Origin of the sequence: Aeromonas sp. Y293-4, assembly GCF_027705905.1 — a bacterium.
GTDB lineage: Bacteria > Pseudomonadota > Gammaproteobacteria > Enterobacterales > Aeromonadaceae > Aeromonas > Aeromonas veronii.
In genome coordinates this window covers 94203-109853 of record NZ_JAPDCI010000013.1, presented here as the reverse complement: position 1 = coordinate 109853, position 15651 = coordinate 94203, and the positions used below count along the sequence as shown (strand labels likewise).

At 60.7% G+C, this 15651-nt stretch carries 13 protein-coding genes; 3 read left to right on the top strand and 10 right to left on the bottom strand.

Annotated features, from left to right (window positions below; genetic code table 11):
• Positions 1-15: 15 nt before the first annotated feature.
• The gene (gene sppA, locus OKC31_RS15135; protein WP_182963010.1) at positions 16-1860 is read right to left on the bottom strand and encodes a signal peptide peptidase SppA; all 1845 of its coding nucleotides are present in this window, start codon (positions 1858-1860) and stop codon (positions 16-18) included.
• A 318-nt stretch (positions 1861-2178) separates the two neighbouring features.
• Here sppA and OKC31_RS15130 point away from each other — a divergent pair, with 318 nt between their 5' ends.
• Positions 2179-4206 carry an oxidoreductase gene (locus tag OKC31_RS15130; protein WP_182963009.1) on the top strand — a complete coding sequence of 676 codons (2028 nt, stop codon included), beginning with the start codon at positions 2179-2181 and terminating at the stop codon, positions 4204-4206.
• Positions 4207-4320: 114 nt separating this feature from the next.
• Positions 4321-4869: an NAD(P)H nitroreductase gene (locus OKC31_RS15125; RefSeq protein ID WP_182963008.1), complete on the top strand. Its 549-nt coding sequence runs from the start codon at positions 4321-4323 to the stop codon at positions 4867-4869.
• Positions 4870-5250: 381 nt separating this feature from the next.
• Here the strand turns inward: OKC31_RS15125 and OKC31_RS15120 are convergent, their stop codons facing one another.
• The 4 genes from OKC31_RS15120 to OKC31_RS15105 all read right to left on the bottom strand — a co-directional run bounded on the left by OKC31_RS15120 (position 5251) and on the right by OKC31_RS15105 (position 9484).
• Positions 5251-5805: a sugar O-acetyltransferase gene (locus OKC31_RS15120; protein ID WP_247823981.1), complete on the bottom strand. Its 555-nt coding sequence runs from the start codon at positions 5803-5805 to the stop codon at positions 5251-5253.
• Between the two features lie 66 nt (positions 5806-5871).
• Positions 5872-6849, bottom strand: a complete 978-nt coding sequence (locus OKC31_RS15115; RefSeq protein WP_247823982.1) for a D-2-hydroxyacid dehydrogenase family protein — start codon at positions 6847-6849, stop codon at positions 5872-5874.
• 202 nt (positions 6850-7051) lie between these two features.
• Positions 7052-7930 (bottom strand): 50S ribosomal protein L11 methyltransferase, encoded by an 879-nt coding sequence (gene prmA, locus OKC31_RS15110; RefSeq protein ID WP_005338919.1) that lies wholly within the window; start codon positions 7928-7930, stop codon positions 7052-7054.
• A 537-nt stretch (positions 7931-8467) separates the two neighbouring features.
• On the bottom strand, positions 8468-9484 hold the full coding sequence (locus OKC31_RS15105) for a zinc-binding alcohol dehydrogenase family protein (RefSeq protein WP_139740031.1): 1017 nt from the start codon (positions 9482-9484) through the stop codon (positions 8468-8470).
• Positions 9485-9584: 100 nt separating this feature from the next.
• Here OKC31_RS15105 and OKC31_RS15100 point away from each other — a divergent pair, with 100 nt between their 5' ends.
• Complete coding sequence (locus OKC31_RS15100) at positions 9585-10457, top strand: LysR family transcriptional regulator (protein ID WP_247823984.1); 873 nt, start codon at positions 9585-9587, stop codon at positions 10455-10457.
• 1 nt (position 10458) lies between these two features.
• On the opposite strand, the gene OKC31_RS15095 is transcribed toward OKC31_RS15100, so the two are convergent.
• From OKC31_RS15095 to accB, 5 genes are all read right to left on the bottom strand, one after another.
• Positions 10459-11886 carry a PTS transporter subunit EIIC gene (locus OKC31_RS15095; RefSeq protein ID WP_100654445.1) on the bottom strand — a complete coding sequence of 476 codons (1428 nt, stop codon included), beginning with the start codon at positions 11884-11886 and terminating at the stop codon, positions 10459-10461.
• Positions 11887-11975: 89 nt separating this feature from the next.
• Entirely contained in the window at positions 11976-13433 is a 1458-nt protein-coding gene (gene panF / locus OKC31_RS15090; RefSeq protein ID WP_101531276.1) for a sodium/pantothenate symporter, read from the bottom strand.
• Complete coding sequence (locus OKC31_RS15085; RefSeq protein WP_047438157.1) at positions 13423-13686, bottom strand: YhdT family protein; 264 nt, start codon at positions 13684-13686, stop codon at positions 13423-13425. The genes panF and OKC31_RS15085 overlap by 11 nt, the downstream gene beginning before the upstream one ends.
• Positions 13687-13813: 127 nt before the next feature.
• Complete coding sequence (gene accC, locus OKC31_RS15080; protein ID WP_005338910.1) at positions 13814-15154, bottom strand: acetyl-CoA carboxylase biotin carboxylase subunit; 1341 nt, start codon at positions 15152-15154, stop codon at positions 13814-13816.
• 15 nt (positions 15155-15169) lie between these two features.
• Positions 15170-15628: an acetyl-CoA carboxylase biotin carboxyl carrier protein gene (gene accB, locus OKC31_RS15075; RefSeq protein WP_005338908.1), complete on the bottom strand. Its 459-nt coding sequence runs from the start codon at positions 15626-15628 to the stop codon at positions 15170-15172.
• Between the last annotated feature and the right edge of the window lie 23 nt (positions 15629-15651).

Sequence of the window (15651 nt, the reverse complement as noted above, 5' to 3'; positions counted from 1 at the left end):
GGAGTCACCGCTTGCTTACTGCACGCAGACCGGGCAGAAGGCGTAGGTGCCTTGCGGATCGTTGAAGCGGGTGAGCGGGTCGAGACTGCGGTTCACTTCCACCAATGCCTTGCCAAATCCTGCCGGCAGCCAGCTTTGCAACTGGGGGGCCAGCACTTGGGCACTGCTGTCAAACAGCTGGCGCAGGAACTTGTCCTTGGTGGACTCCTCCTGCTCGATGGGGGTCACCTGCCACTCCTTGAGGTTGGCCAGTTCGGCGGCGGCCTTGATGGCGTCATCCAGATTGCCGAACTCGTCCACCAGACCCAGGGCTTTGGCATCTTCGCCGGTCCAGACCCGACCTTCGGCCGCTTTCTCGGCCTCTTCCGGGCTCAGACCACGGCCCTTGCTGACCAGACCGATGAAGCGCTGGTAGGTATCTTCCACGCTCAGCTGGATAGCCTGACCGACGTGATCCGGCAGGGCGCGGGTCGGGCCTACGCCGACGTAATCTGTGGTGCCGACCCCATCGGTATGGACACCGAACTGGGCCAACGCCTTGTCGATGGTGGCGAACATGCCGAATACCCCGATGGAGCCGGTGAGGGTGGTGGGGGAGGCGAAGATCTTGTCCGCATCGGCGGAGATCCAGTAGCCACCGGAGGCTGCATAGCTGCTCATGGAGACCACTACCGGTTTGCCTGCCTGTTTCAGGGCCAGCAGCTCGGCGCGGATCTGCTCGGCGGCGAAGGCGCTGCCGCCCGGGCTGTCGACCCGCAGGACCACGGCTTTGACCTTGTCATCGCGGCGGGCATCGGCCAGCAGGTCGGAGAGGCTGTCGCCGCCGATGGTACCGGCAGGCTGCACGCCATCCATGATGGCGCCGCTGGCGACCACCAGACCCACCTCATCCTTGCCGCTCTGGGGATATTGTTCCGGAATGGCAGCCAGATACTCTTTCAGGCCGACCCCTTTCCAGCTGTGGTCGTCCGCTTCACCCACCTCTTTAATGACCGCCTGGGTCATCTCGTCGCGGGTGGCCAGCTGATCCACCAGCCCGTTGTCGAGGGCGTAGTTGGCGGCATTGCCACCGGCCTTGCGCAGCAGCTCGAGGAAGCGCTCCTTGCCCGGTGCCACGGCATCCGGTTCGATCTCCCGTTGCTCGGCTACGTCAGCCACATAGGATTGCCACAGCTGATCCAGCCAGCGCTGGTTTGCTTCTTTGCTCTCGGGAGACATCTCGTCGCGGGTATAGGGTTCGACGAAGGATTTGTAGGTGCCGACCTTGAATACATGCGGGGTGATGTTGAGCTTCTCCAGCGCCGACTTGAAGTAGGTCTGGTAGACACCAAGCCCCTCGATCACCACGGCGCCGCTCTGGTTGAGCAGCACGTGATCGGCGTGGGCCGCCAGCAGGTACTGGCCCTGAGTGTAGAAGTCGGCCATGGCGATCACCGGTTTGCCGCTCTCCCGGAAGGAGTCGATGGCACTCGCCACCTCCTGCAGTTTGGTGAAGTTGGCTCCCTGCAGCCCTTGTGGCTTGATCACCAGCGCCTTGATGCGCTCGTCATCCTTGGCACTCTTGATGGCCCACAGCAGGTCGGAGAGGACGATCTCGCTCGGCTGCTCGTCGCTGCTGTCCATCTGGCGCAGCAACTGGACTGTGGGATCTGTCTGGGTGCGTTGCTCCACCAGCACGCCGTTGAGATTGAGGGTCAGCGCCCCTTCGATGGGCGCCTTGGGTGCCTCTTTCTGGCTGACGCTGAAGACGATGACCAGCACTACGATGAGAAACAGCAGATTGACCAGCATCAGCCGGGTGAAATTGAGCAGGCGCCACAGGCTGCGGAACAACCAACCCAGACCTTTGAAAATAGACATAGTCGCGTTATCGCCCTGTTAATGGGTAGAGAAGAGCCATTATTAACCAGTTGCGGGCGAAATTGCCATTTCCGACTGGCGGATCCCGTCTATCTTCGTTCAGGGCACGGCTGTTCGCTGAAAAATTGTCCAAACATTTGTTTGAAAAAGAATTTTCGATTCTTTACTCTAGTCTCAGTTTGATAACAAAAAATTAACTGGAGGCATCGTGAGCCGCTATCCGACCCTGCTGACCCCGCTCGACCTTGGCTTTACCCAGCTGCGCAACCGGGTGTTGGGCGTTGTTCCATGCACCCTGGCCTTAAAGAGGAAGGCATCATGAGTCGCTATCCCCATCTGCTGACGCCCCTTGACCTCGGTTTTACCCAGCTGCGCAACCGTGTGTTGATGGGCTCCATGCACACCGGCCTCGAAGAGGAGAAGGGCGGTTTTGACAAGCTGGCCGCCTTTTACGCCGAGCGTGCCCGTGGTGGCGTCGGTCTTATCGTCACCGGCGGCATTGCCCCCAATCTGCGCGGTCGGCTGGTACCTCACGGCTCCCAGCTGAGCTTCCCCTGGCAGGTGAGCAAGCACAAGAAGGTGACCAGCGCCGTGCATCAGGAGGGGGGCAAGATAGCGCTGCAGATCCTCCATGCCGGTCGTTACGCCTATCATCCGTTCAGTCTGGCGCCGAGCGCCCTCAAGGCCCCCATCTCTCCGTTCAAACCACGCGCCATGAGCGAGCGGCAGATCCGCGGCACTATTCGCGACTTCGCGGCTACAGCAGCGCTGGCCAAGGCGGCCGGTTATGACGGCGTCGAGGTGATGGGCTCGGAAGGTTATCTCATCAACCAGTTCATTTGCGAGCGCACCAACAAGCGCACCGATGGTTGGGGCGGCAGCAGTGAAAACCGGATGCGCTTCCCGGTGGAGATTGTCCGCGCCATCCGCGAGCGGGTCGGCACCGACTTCATCATTATCTTCCGCCTCTCCATGCTGGATCTGGTGGAACAGGGTTCGACCCTGGAAGAGGTGATTGCCCTTGGCAAAGCGCTGGAAGCGGTGGGGGTGACCCTGATCAACACTGGCATCGGTTGGCACGAGGCGCGCATTCCCACCATCGCCACCAGTGTGCCGCGCGGCGCCTTCAGCTGGGTGACCGCCGAGCTGAAAAAACACCTCAAGGTGCCCCTCATTACCACCAACCGTATCAACACCCCCGAGGTGGCCGAACGCATTCTGGCGGGTGGCGAGGCGGATATGGTCTCCATGGCGCGCCCCTTCCTGGCGGATCCCGAATTTGTCATCAAGGCGGCCGAGAACCGTGCGGACGAGATCAACACCTGCATCGCCTGCAATCAAGCCTGCCTTGACCATGTGTTCAAGCAGAAGCGAGCCTCCTGTCTGGTCAATCCTCGCGCCTGTTTCGAGACCGAGCTGACTTTTGGCCGCGTGCCCCAGCCCAAAAAGCTGGCGGTGGTGGGGGCGGGCCCGGCCGGGCTGGCATTTGCCTGCTACGCTGCCGAGCGCGGTCATCAGGTGAGCCTGTTCGATCAGGCCAGCGAAATCGGCGGCCAGTTCAACTTCGCCAAGCAGATCCCGGGCAAGGAGGAGTTTCACGAAACCCTGCGCTATTTCGCCAAACGGCTGGAGAAGTGCGGCGTCGAGCTCTATCTCGGCCAGCGCCAGAGTGCCGAGAGCCTGCTCGGCGGCGGTTTTGACGAGGTGATCCTCGCTACCGGTATCCGTCCGCGCACCCCCAATATCCCGGGGATCGAGCATCCCAAGGTATTGAACTACCTCGATGTATTGCGGGATCACAAGCCGGTCGGCCAGAAGGTGGCGGTGATCGGTGCCGGCGGCATCGGTTTCGATGTGGCTGAGTATCTGGTAGAGAAGAAGGTGGAGATGGATGCCGATGGGCACCGTGATCACTGGCTCAAGGAGTGGGGCATCGACAAGCATCTCGGCGAGCGCGGTGGCCTCACCACCCCTGAAGTCGATGCGCCCGAGCGCCAGATCTGGCTGCTCCAGCGCAAGGAGAGCAAGGTGGGCGACGGCCTTGGCAAGACCACCGGCTGGATCCACCGTACCGTGCTCAAGAACCGCAAGGTGCAGATGCTCTCCGGGGTGCAATATCTGGGGATCGATGACGAGGGCTTGCACATTCAGGTGGGCGAGACCAAGCAGTGTCTGCCGGTGGATCAGGTTATCGTCTGCGCCGGGCAGGAGCCCCTTAAAGAGCTGCAGGCCGGGTTGCAGGCGGCAGGCAAGCCGGTGCATATCATCGGCGGAGCCGACGTGGCTGCCGAGCTGGATGCCAAGCGCGCCATCCGGCAAGGGGCCGAGCTGGCTGCGATCATCTAGCAAACTGTGCCCTCTTGTCCTTTATAGTGCGATAAACCCCTGAGCCTCAGGGGTTTTCTTCATTCGGTGCTGTGCTAAGGTAGCGCCATCATTGCCCTAGAGAAGGAATTGCCCATGGATGCCCTCACCCTGTTGCTCAATCGCCACTCCTGTGGCCGTCTCGCCGATCCCGCCCCGAGCGGTGAGGTGCTCGACAATATCCTCAAGGCGGGCTTGCGCGCGCCGGATCACGGCACCCTGACCCCTTGGCAGTTCATTCTGTTTGAAGGAGAGGGGCGCGAGCGGCTGGGCAAGCTGTTGGCGGACGCCGCCCGTGCCCGTGGCGAAGATGAAGAGAGCATCAAGAAGTGCAACGAAGCGCCGCTGCGGGCACCCTTGGTCATCGCCGTGGCAACCCGTTATCAGGATCACCCCAAGGTGCCGAAACTGGAGCAGGAGCTCTCCGCAGGTTGCGCCCTGATGGCGATGCAGATGGCGGCGCAGGCGCAGGGCTTCAACGGCATCTGGCGCTCCGGCTGGTTTATCTTTGATGAGCAGATCAACAAGGGACTGGGACTGGCGGCAGAGGATCAGCTGGTGGGTTTCCTCTATCTCGGCACCCCCATGCTGGAAGCACGCAAACTGCGCGAGCTGCCGCTCGATGAGTTTGTCCGCCGTTTCTGATTTTTCGGCCACGTTGCGGTTAAGAGAAGCAAAGCCTCGAGATATCGGGGCTTTTCTGTTTAACCGTGAATAGTAACCAGAGTGATTGGGGAAAATAAATGGGTCAAAGAGGCTTCGCGCACCATAGCAGGTAATTATTTAAATAGTGCGATGTACCTCGCAATCCTGTTGTATTTCACTATGTAAAACGTTTGCGCATTCGCTAATATCTCACTGCCAGTTTAGAAGGGTACTCCTTCTAATTTTTCTGCGATGAGAGTCGCAATTCCGTAGCACCTTTTAACAGCCCAACGTCTTCGTGACATTGGGCTTTATTTTTTATGGGGTGTCGGGGTTGTTGTGAGTTGATGGCGGCATCAAGATGCAGCCCGGTTGGCAGCCTTATGCCCTGTTTTTGGCTGGCAGGATCCGGGCTGGATTGCCGACTACCCGAGCTCCGGCCGGTACATCTTTGGTGACTACGGCGCCCGCGCCGACGATCGCCTCCCGCCCTATGGTGACGCCGGGCAGCAAGATGGCGCCGCCCCCAATCCAGACCTTGTCTTCAATGGTGACCGGCAGCGCCGTCTCTGTGCCCTGAATCCGTTCGTCGGCCTCCAGTGCATGGGCTGCGGTATAGATCTGCACGTTTGGCCCAATCATCACATGGGCGCCGATGCGAATGGGGGCATTGTCCAGCAGGGTCGCCCCCATATTGATGTAGGAGTCCTTGCCCAGGTGGATGTGGCGGCCATAGGTGCAGTAGAGGGGCGGGCAGATAAAGGCATTCTCTGCCAGTTCGCCAATCAGCTCCGCCAGTAGTGCCCGCTGCTCTGTCTCCTCTTCCGCCTGATTGAAACGGCGATAGCGCCGTGCCGCCTCCCGGCGCAACTGGGCCAACTCGGGTGCCATGCAGTTGTACGGTTGGCTGCTGATCATCTTCTGGTATTCGATCATGAAGGTTGCTTTCCTTTATCTGCCAGGGATTTGGATATTGGCGCCAATACGGCAGAAGTAACGTGATCATCCACCCGATATGGGCAGAACCAGGTTGGCAGGTCTGCCTTCGGCAAAGGCCAGCACATTCTCGAACGCCACGCGAAAGTAGAGTTCGTAGCTGTTTTGCTCCACATAGCCGAGATGAGGCGTCGCCAATACGTTGGGCAGACGCAGCAGGGGCTCGCTTTCCTGTGTCGCCGGCTCGATGTCAAATACATCGAGCGCGGCCCGTTTCTCAGGATGGTTACTGAGCTCTGCATAGAGGGCGCCCGGCTCGATAAGTTCGGCACGGCTGGTATTGACCAGCAGAGAGTCAACTTTCATGCGGGCCAGGTCTGCGCGTGTAACAGCGCCGCGGGTTGCCTCGCTCAGGCGCAGATGCAGCGTGAGGATATCGGCTTGACTGAAAAGCGCCTCCTTGCTGGAGGCGCAGGCATAGCCATCCAGCTCGGCCTGCCTGCGCGAAGCCTCACTGCCCCATATCAGTAACGACATGCCAAATGCCTTGCCATAGCGGGCGATCCGCTGGCCTATCTTGCCGTAGCCCCAGATGCCGAGCGTCAACCCATGCAGCGTGCGTCCCAAACCTAGGTCACCAGATTGCTGCCATTGGCCTTGGCTTAACGCCTGGCTGTAAGCAGGTATATGGCGGGAGGCTGCCATGATGAGCGCCCAGCAGAGCTCGGCGGGAGCAATAGGGCTGCCGATCCCTTCTGCCACGGCAACGCCGTACCGTTGGCATAGTGCCGGGTCGATGTGCTGGCTGACTTTGCCAGTCTGGCTGATGAGTTTAAGGGTGGGAAGCTGTATCAGCAGCTGTTCGTCGATGCGGGTACGCTCGCGGATCAGCACCAGTGCTTCCATTCCTTCCAGCAGTGCGGCAAGGCGCGTTGTATCGGGTTCGCTCTGGTTGAGGATGGTGACGTCATGACCCGCCAGCAGGGCAAAGCAGGGGAGGTGGCGCACCTGATCCTGATAGTCATCCAGAATGGCAATCCGCATAAGAAATCCTTCTCGGTTGCGTTGGCTCGGACCGCTATCTTACCGGAATAAAAGGTGTCTGTTGTTTTCAAACGAACACAATCAGAAGGGAGGGCGATCAAGCCCATGTCCACGGACCGGGAAGAGCCTGACAGGCCAAAACAATCAGGGCCCCCGAATGGGAGCCCTGATGGCATGAGGTTGGCGTCTATGTTGCCCGCGCTTAGCCGTGCTTGCGGCCGGAGAGGCGGCACCACTCCTCCTTGACGGCGGTCGGGTCCATCTCGAACCACTGGCCGTAGATGGTTTCCAGCTCCGGGGCCTGGCTCTCCAGCACGCCGGAGAGGGCCATCAGGCTGCCCGCTTTACCGTGGCCGGCGATCAGCGGTGCCAGTTCGCGCAGCGGGCCGGCCAGGATGTTGGCAACCACCACGTCCGCTTCGACATCTTGCGGCTGGTCGGCTGGCAGATAGAGCTCAATCTGGTCGGCAACGCCGTTGCGCGCGGCGTTGTCGCGGCTGGCCTGAATGGCCTGCGGGTCGATGTCGATGCCGATGACGCGGGCGGCACCCAGTTTCAGGGCGGCGATGCCGAGAATGCCGGAGCCACAGCCAAAATCGACCACGGTTTTACCGGTCAGATCCAGTCCGTCCAGCCACTGCAGGCAAAGCGCGGTGGTGGGGTGGGTACCGGTACCGAAGGCCAGACCCGGATCCAGCATGACGTTGACCGCATCGGGGTTCGGCACATCGCGCCAGCTCGGGCAGATCCAGAGGCGCTCGCCAAACTGCATGGGATGGAAGTGATCCATCCACTCGCGCACCCAGTCCTTGTCCTCCAGCTGCTCGACCTTGTAGCCGACATTTTCGCCGAAGATCTGCTGGAAGAAGGCGATGGTGGGGGCCGGATCGGTTTCGGCATCGAACAGACCCATCACTTCGGTCTCGCCCCAGAGCGGGGTTTCACCGGGCATGGGTTCGTAGACGGGCACATCCTTGGCATCCATAAAGGTCACCGCCTGGGCTCCACGCCCCAGCAGCATGTTGCTCACCTTGTCTGCGGTCTTGGCAGTGGCGTTGATTCGAATTTGTATCCAGGGCATGGCGTCGACTCTTCATAAATGTGAAACCGCGAGATTCTACCATCATGGGGCAGTGCTGTCGTGGTTTGCCCATGACGTGGAGGGATACGGGGGCTTTTGCCGGATTGGCACGGTTCCTGTATTGCTCTATGCAGGCGAAGACGACCGGTTTTCGCTGAACGCTTTGCTCAAGTTCCGTCATCTTTCACTGCCACCCTCGGGTGGCATTTTTTTATCTGCACTTGTTTGCCTGGTAAAAAGTCTGCCAGACAAAAAAAGAGCAAGGTCGGCACCTTGCTCAAGGACGGGCTGACGCCGTTTTGGCGCATTCATGCTGCTGTTGGCACGCCAGATGCAAAGACTAATATGTCCTGCATAAGGATATGTGTGTGATTGTTACCCCAATGTTCAGGTATTCAGGCCATTTCTCGCGAAATGGCCTCTTTTTTGGCTGATTGTCGGGCGTTGGTCTGCCACAGGCAGTCATGAGTGCCGCTGGTTGTGCCCGTTTGGGGCATCTCCTTGGTGAACTTATCCCATCATGGTGCGTTTGAGGGCTTAGTTGGCAAAGCCGCTCATGTCGATCACCAGCTTGCCAACCATACGGCCCGCTTCCACCTCGGCATGGGCCTGAGCCAGCGTGACCGGGGTCAGCGAAGGGATGGTTCTGGTCAGGGTGGTCTGCAGTACCCCTTCATCGACCAGTGCCGCCACTCGGCCGAGCAGGCGGTGCTGCTCGATCATGTCTGGCGTCTGGAACAGGGAGCGGGTGAACATGAACTCCTGGCTGAAGGTGACGCTCTTGCTCTTGAGCAGGGAGAGATCCCACGGCTCGCTCGATTCTGCGATGGTGCAGATATGGCCAAACGGACGGATCAGCCCGGCCATGGTGGCCCAGTGCTCGGCGGTGGCGTTGGTGCAGAAGATGGCATCGACCTGAGTGATGCCAAGGGCGGTCAGTTCCTCCTGCAACTTGTGGTGGTTCACGACCTGATGGGCGCCCATTTCGAGGCACCATTCGCGGCTCTCGGGGCGGGAGGCGGTCGCAATCACCTCCATACCGGTGAGCTGGCGAGCCAGCTGGATGGCGATGGAGCCCACGCCACCGGCGCCGCCGATGATCAGCAGTTTGCCACGACTTTCGCGGGTAAGAGCGAAGCGCTCGAACAGGGTCTCCCAGGCGGTGATGGCGGTGAGCGGCAGGGCGGCGGCTTCCACATCGCTCAAGCTGGTGGGGGCGATGGCGGCGATGCGTTCATCCACCAGTTGCAGGGCGCTGTTGCTGCCCGGACGGCTGATATCGCCGGCATACCAGACCCGGTCGCCCGCCTTGAACAGGGTGACTTCGCTGCCGATGGCGATCACTTCCCCCACCGCATCCCAGCCCAGTACCCGGGGCGAACTTTCAATTTTGGCCTTGGGGGAACGCACCTTGGTATCCACCGGATTGACGGAGGTGGCGGTGACCCGTACCAGCAGATCCCGCGGACCCGGAACCGGATCGGGCAGGTTGGCGGCGATGAAGCAGTCGGGGTGGTCGCTTGGCAGATAGTGAGTCAGGGCAATGGCTTTCATGGTTTTTCCTTTCAAATCGCTGTGTTCGGGATTGCCACTCACTCTAGTCTGGTTGATTATCAAGATTAAGATGGGTAATCGGTAAAGACTGTTTGAATATATGAACAATGTCGATCTGGAGTTGATGGGACTGTTTGCCACCGTGGTGGAGCAGGGAAGCTTTACCCGGGCCGCCGAGCTGCTTGGTATGCCCAAGTCATCGGTGAGCCAGAAGATCTCGCGGCTGGAATCCCAGCTCGGGGTACGGCTGTTGCAGCGCACCACCCGCAGGTTGAGCCTGACCCCGCAGGGGGAGCTCTATGTGGAGCACTGTCAGGGGCTGCTGGCACTGGCCCGCAGCGCCAATCTGGCGATGGCACGGCTGCGCTCGGCCCCGGCGGGGCGGGTGCGGATCACCGCCCCCGAGGCGACCGGCACCCTGCTGCTTGGCCGGATCCTCGCCGAGTTTCGCGCCCTCTATCCCGAAGTGGTGCTGGAGCTGACCCTGAGCGATGAACAGCTCGATCTGGTGGGGGAAGGTTATGATTTGGCGCTGCGGGCGGCGCCGCTGAAAGACTCCAGCCTTATCTGTCGGCGTATCGGTCAGGTGGCGCGTCATCTGGTGGCAGCGCCCGCCTATCTGGCGGCCCACGGCATGCCGCAACAGTTGAGCGAGCTGGGCCGTTATGCCTGTCTGGTGCACTCGGCCATGCCGGTGTGGCCATTGCAGGAGGGAGGCTGGCGGCCACAGGGGGCCTGTGTCAGCAACAGCTTGCTGGCGCTGCGGGAGATGGCACTCCATGACGGGGGGATTGCCCTGTTGCCCCACCATGTCTGTGAAGGGGATTTGGCGGCGGGGCGGCTGCAGAAGGTGTTGCCGGATCAGCCCATTCCGGCCAACCCGTTCTACTTTATCTATCCGAGTCGGGAGCATCTGGCCCCCGCTCTGCGCACCCTGATGGATTTCGTGGCCGAGCGGTTGCCGTTTGCCTGAGTTACCAGCTGCTCTGGCTGGCCGACTCCTGATTGGGTTTGAGGCCGAGGGGGACCGACTGGCGCTCCGCCAGCATGCGGATCTGCCCTTCAATCAGGCTGGCGCTGGGGCCCAGCACCAGCACCAGCTGGTGGTCGTTGAGCTGGATCCAGGAGAGGCAGCCCAGGCCCAGCAGGCGAGATTCATCCACCAGTGAAATATCGCGCACCCGCAGGCTGAGGCGGGTGATACAGACACTCATCGCCACCAGATTGTCCATCCCGCCTAGCACCTTGAGGTACTGGATCGCCAGCATCTGCGGGTCGGAGGGGGCAACGCTGGCAAGGCGCGGATGCTCCACCGCGATGGGCTTGCTCGGCATGCTGAGGGGGGCACGCTCCAGCAGTTGGTAAAAGAGCAGTGTGTAGGCGACGAAAAACAGGATACCGACCGGGATTAGCCAGAAGCTGTGCTCCCCTGCCTGATAGCTCAGCACCAGATCCAGCAGGCCGGCGGAGAAGTAACTGCCCACCTTGATCCCCAGCCCGCTACAGACAGCGAGCGATAGCCCGGTCAGCAGGGCGTGGGCGAGAAACAGCCAGGGGGCGGTAAAGGCGAACAGAAACTCGATGGGCTCTGTGATACCCACCAGTGCCGAGGTGAGCGCCAGGGTGAGCAGCAGCCCGCCCTGCGGCAGCCGCTGCATCCGCTGGCGGTGTAGCCAGATGGCAAAACAGGCGCCCGGCAGGCCGAACATGATGATGGGGTAGAGACCGGCCACATACCCTTCATGAAGGGGCTGGGCGGTGGCCAGCGCCTGCAGGTTGCTCTCGCCAAGGCCGATGACGCTACCCAATACCTGATGCAGCCCGAGCGGGATTAGCAAGCGGTTGAGGGTGCCGTAGCAGAAGGCACCAAACGGCGTGGTAAGCAGCTCGGAGGTGAGCAGGGTCAGCCCGCGCTCCAGCGGCGGCCACAGCAGCGAAAGGGGGATGGCGATCAGCAGACAAGCCAAGGCCGACACCAGCAGGCTGGGAAACTCCCCCTTGGCGATCTGCAGCCAGCGGGGCAGTGTTTGCTGGTGAACCCAGGGGTAGATGATGGCAGTGGTGAGCCCCGCCAGCAGACCGCAGATCATGTCGGCGTGCAGGTTGGGGGCCAGCGTATTGAAAGCGGTGCTGAGCAGCAGGAAGTTGACCGCACCCGCCAGCGTCTGCCCGCCCAGCTCTTGCCGACTCAGGCCAAAGGCGATCGCCACCGCATAGATGAGCGGCATCTGGCTGAAGATCGCCTGACCGGTGAGGGAGAGCACCGCCAAATCGAGCACGTCGGGTTGCCCAAGCCGGTATATCAGCGCCGCCATCGGCAGGATGGAGACGGGCAGCAGCAGGGCATAACCGAGCCGCTGCAGGGCTTGAGTAACGACTTGTCGAGTGGCTTTAACGGGCATACAGCGGCTACGTTCTGTGACTTGGCGCACAGTTTAACCGGAAAACACCTATTTGGGGATAGTTTTGGAACCCCTAATTTATATTTTTATTATTTCTGCCCGAAAAGCTCGCGCACTTCCCGCGAGGGCGGTGCCGTCAGCAAGCTGACCGTGATAAAGACCACCAGCGCCAGCGTGAGGCTTGGCACGATGGCGTGCAGACCAGCCAGCTTGATCCCCCACTGACTCAGTACCCCATAGCTGACGATGCCGCTGACCATGCTGGCCAGCGCGCCCGGGCCGTTGGCCCGTGACCAGTAGAGGCCGAGCACCAGCGGCCAGAGGAACACCGCCTGCAGACCGCCAAAGGCGAGCAGGTTGAGCCAGATGATCATCTCGGGCGGTTGCAGCGCCGCCAGCAGCACCAGAGTGCCCAAGATCAGGGTGCAGAGCAGAGAGAGGCGGGGAATGCGCACTTCCAGCTTCTCCTGCTTTGGACTCAGATAGTTGAGGTAGAGATCCTTCACCAGAGTGGCGGAAGCCTGGATCAGCTGGGAGTCGATGGTGGACATGATGGCCGCCATCGGCGCCGCCAGAAAGACCCCGGCCAGCCAGGGGGGCAGCACTTCCATCATCAGGGAGGGCATGATCTTGTCCGGGCTGTCCATGCCCGGCAGGATGGCGCGGCCAAGGGCACCCGCCAGATGCATGCCGAACATCAGCAGGGCGCTGACCACTGTACCGATCAGAATGCCGCGATGAAGCGCCTTGCTGTCGCGATAACCAAAGCAGCGCAATGCCGAGTGGGGCAGCCCCACCACCCCGACACAGACCAGGATCCAGAAGCTCAACATAAAGGGCTGGGTCAGCATGTCGCCAGCCCCTTGCGGGCTTACCAGCTTGGGATCGATCTCCCTGAGCTGGTGGATAAGGTTAGGCAGCCCGTCACCGGCAATCAGAATTCCTGCCAGCAGGGCGCCGGTGCCGATCAGCATGATGATCCCCTGCAGGGCATCGGTCATCACCACGGCGCGGAAGCCGCCGATGATGGTGTAGAGCAGTACGCAGCTGGCAAACAACATCAACCCCTGCTGGTAGGAGAGCCCGGTGGCGGTCTCCAGCAGGCGGGCGCCGCCGATAAACTGCACCACCATGGTCGCGATAAAGGCGAGGATGATAGTAATGGAGCCGAGGATCACCACCGCCTTGCTCTGGTAGCGGGCCCACAGCATGTCGTTGATGGTCACCGCATTGACCCGGCGGGCGATGATGGCGAACTTCTTGCCAAGCACTCCCAGAGTGAGCCAGACGGTGGGCAGCTGGATCATCGCCAGCAACACCCAGCCCAGACCGATCTTGTAGGCCGCGCCCGGCCCACCGATAAAGGAGGAGGCCGAGGTGTAGGTGGCCACTAGCGTCATCGCAAGCACCAGCCCGCCCATGCTGCGGTTGCCGATGAAGTACTCCTGCACGAAGTTGCCTTCTGCGCGATGGCGGCTGGCCCAGAAACCCACCCCCAGCACCAGCACCAGATAGATGACGAGCGGCAGCATCAACTCAAGATTCATGGGATGACTCCTTGCCGGAAGGGGAGTGGGTATCGAGGGGGATCTCCACAAACAGCCGGTTCACCATCAGGGCGCAGAGCAGAATGAACAGCAGCGGCATCACCATGCAGCTGAGCAGGAACCACAGTGGCAGCCCCCACAACTCCAGCTGGGGCGGGATAAAATAGGCGGTGCCATACCAGGCAAAGAAGTAGAACAGGGTCAGCAGCAGGCAGAAAGCTGCTTCCCGGCGGGCGAGAGCAAAACGGTTCACCTTGGCCTCCGACAAATTTGAGGGGCGCAAGGATAACAAAAAAGGGCCATGTCGCCATGGCCCTTTTTCAGCAGAGGCTCCTTGCGGAGCAGACTTCCATCGGAAGTCCGGTCTCTATCAGCGATCCTTATAGACCTAACTTCTTGTGCAGGTAGTGGATATTGGTGCCACCGTGCTGGAAGTTTTCGTCTTTCATGATCTCTTTTTGCAGTGGTACGTTGGTCTTGATCCCTTCCACCACCAGCTCGTCCAGCGCATGACGCATGCGGGCGATGGCAATGTCACGATTCTCGCCGTAGCAGATCAGCTTGCCGATCATCGAATCGTAGTGGGGCGGTACCTTGTAACCGGCATAGATGTGGGAGTCCCAACGCACGCCCAGACCACCCGGCGCGTGGAAGCGCTGCACCAGACCCGGAGAGGGCATGAAGGTGGCCGGATCTTCGGCGTTGATCCGGCACTCGATGGCATGGCCACGAATGCGGATATCCTGCTGGGTGATCGACAGGGGCTGACCGGCGGCGATGCGCAGCTGCTCCTTGATCAGATCGATACCTGTGACCATCTCGGTGACCGGATGCTCAACCTGAATACGGGTGTTCATCTCGATGAAATAGAACTCGCCGTTCTCGTACAGGAACTCGAAAGTACCCGCACCACGGTAGCCGATCTCGATACAGGCGCGCACACAGCGCTCGCCGATGAACTTGCGCATTTCGGCGGTGATGCCGGGTGCCGGCGCCTCTTCCACCACTTTCTGGTGGCGACGCTGCATGGAGCAGTCACGCTCGCCCAGATAGAGGGCGTTGCCCTGGCCGTCTGCCAACACCTGAATTTCGATGTGGCGCGGGTTTTCCAGGTACTTCTCCATGTAGACCATGTCGTTCTTGAAGAACTGGCCTGCTTCGGACTTGGTCAGGGCGATGGCGCCCGCCAGTTCCGCTTCATTGCGCACCACGCGCATACCGCGACCACCACCGCCACCGGCGGCCTTGATGATCACCGGATAGCCGATGCGCTTGGCAATGGCGGCGTTGTGCTTGGCGTCGTTGTCGACGGGGCCGTCAGAGCCCGGTACACACGGTACGCCCGCTTTCTTCATCGCTTCAATGGCGGAGACCTTGTCACCCATCAGGCGAATGGTCTCGGCGCGCGGGCCGATGAAGATGAAGCCGGATTTTTCGACCACTTCGGCGAAATCGGCGTTCTCGGAGAGGAAGCCGTAACCCGGGTGGATGGCCACGGCACCGGTTACCTCGGCAGCGGCGATGATGGCCGGGACGTTGAGGTAGGATTCAGTACTGGCCGGTCTGCCGATACAGATGGATTCGTCGGCCAGCAGCACATGTTTGAGCTCCCGGTCGGCGGTGGAGTGAACGGCCACTGTCTTGATCCCGAGCTCTTTACAGGCGCGCAGGATCCGCAGGGCAATTTCACCGCGGTTGGCGATGACTACTTTGTCCAACATGGGTGGCGATTTCCCTTATTCGATGATGAACAGCGGCTCGTCAAATTCGACGGCCTGACCATTTTCAACCAGGATCGCTTTGATCACACCGGCCTTGTCAGACTCGATTTGGTTCATCATTTTCATGGCTTCGACGATGCACAGGGTGTCGCCGACATTGACTTGCTGACCCACTTCCGCGAACGGCTTGGCATCCGGGCTGGAGGAGCGGTAGAAGGAGCCAACCATCGGGGAGCGCATCAGGTGACCGCTCGGGGCGGCATCTGCGGCCGGTGCCGCGGCAACCGGGGCTGCAGCGGCAGGTGCGGCAACCGGAGCAGCTTGCTGCATCATCATCTGCGGCATGGCGGTGGTCACCTGACCGGAGAAGTTGCGGCTGATGCGAACGGACTCTTCACCTTCGGAGATCTCCAGTTCGGCGATGCCGGACTCTTCAACCAGTTCAATCAGCTTCTTGATTTTGCGGATATCCATTAGCATTCTCTTTCTTCTTTATC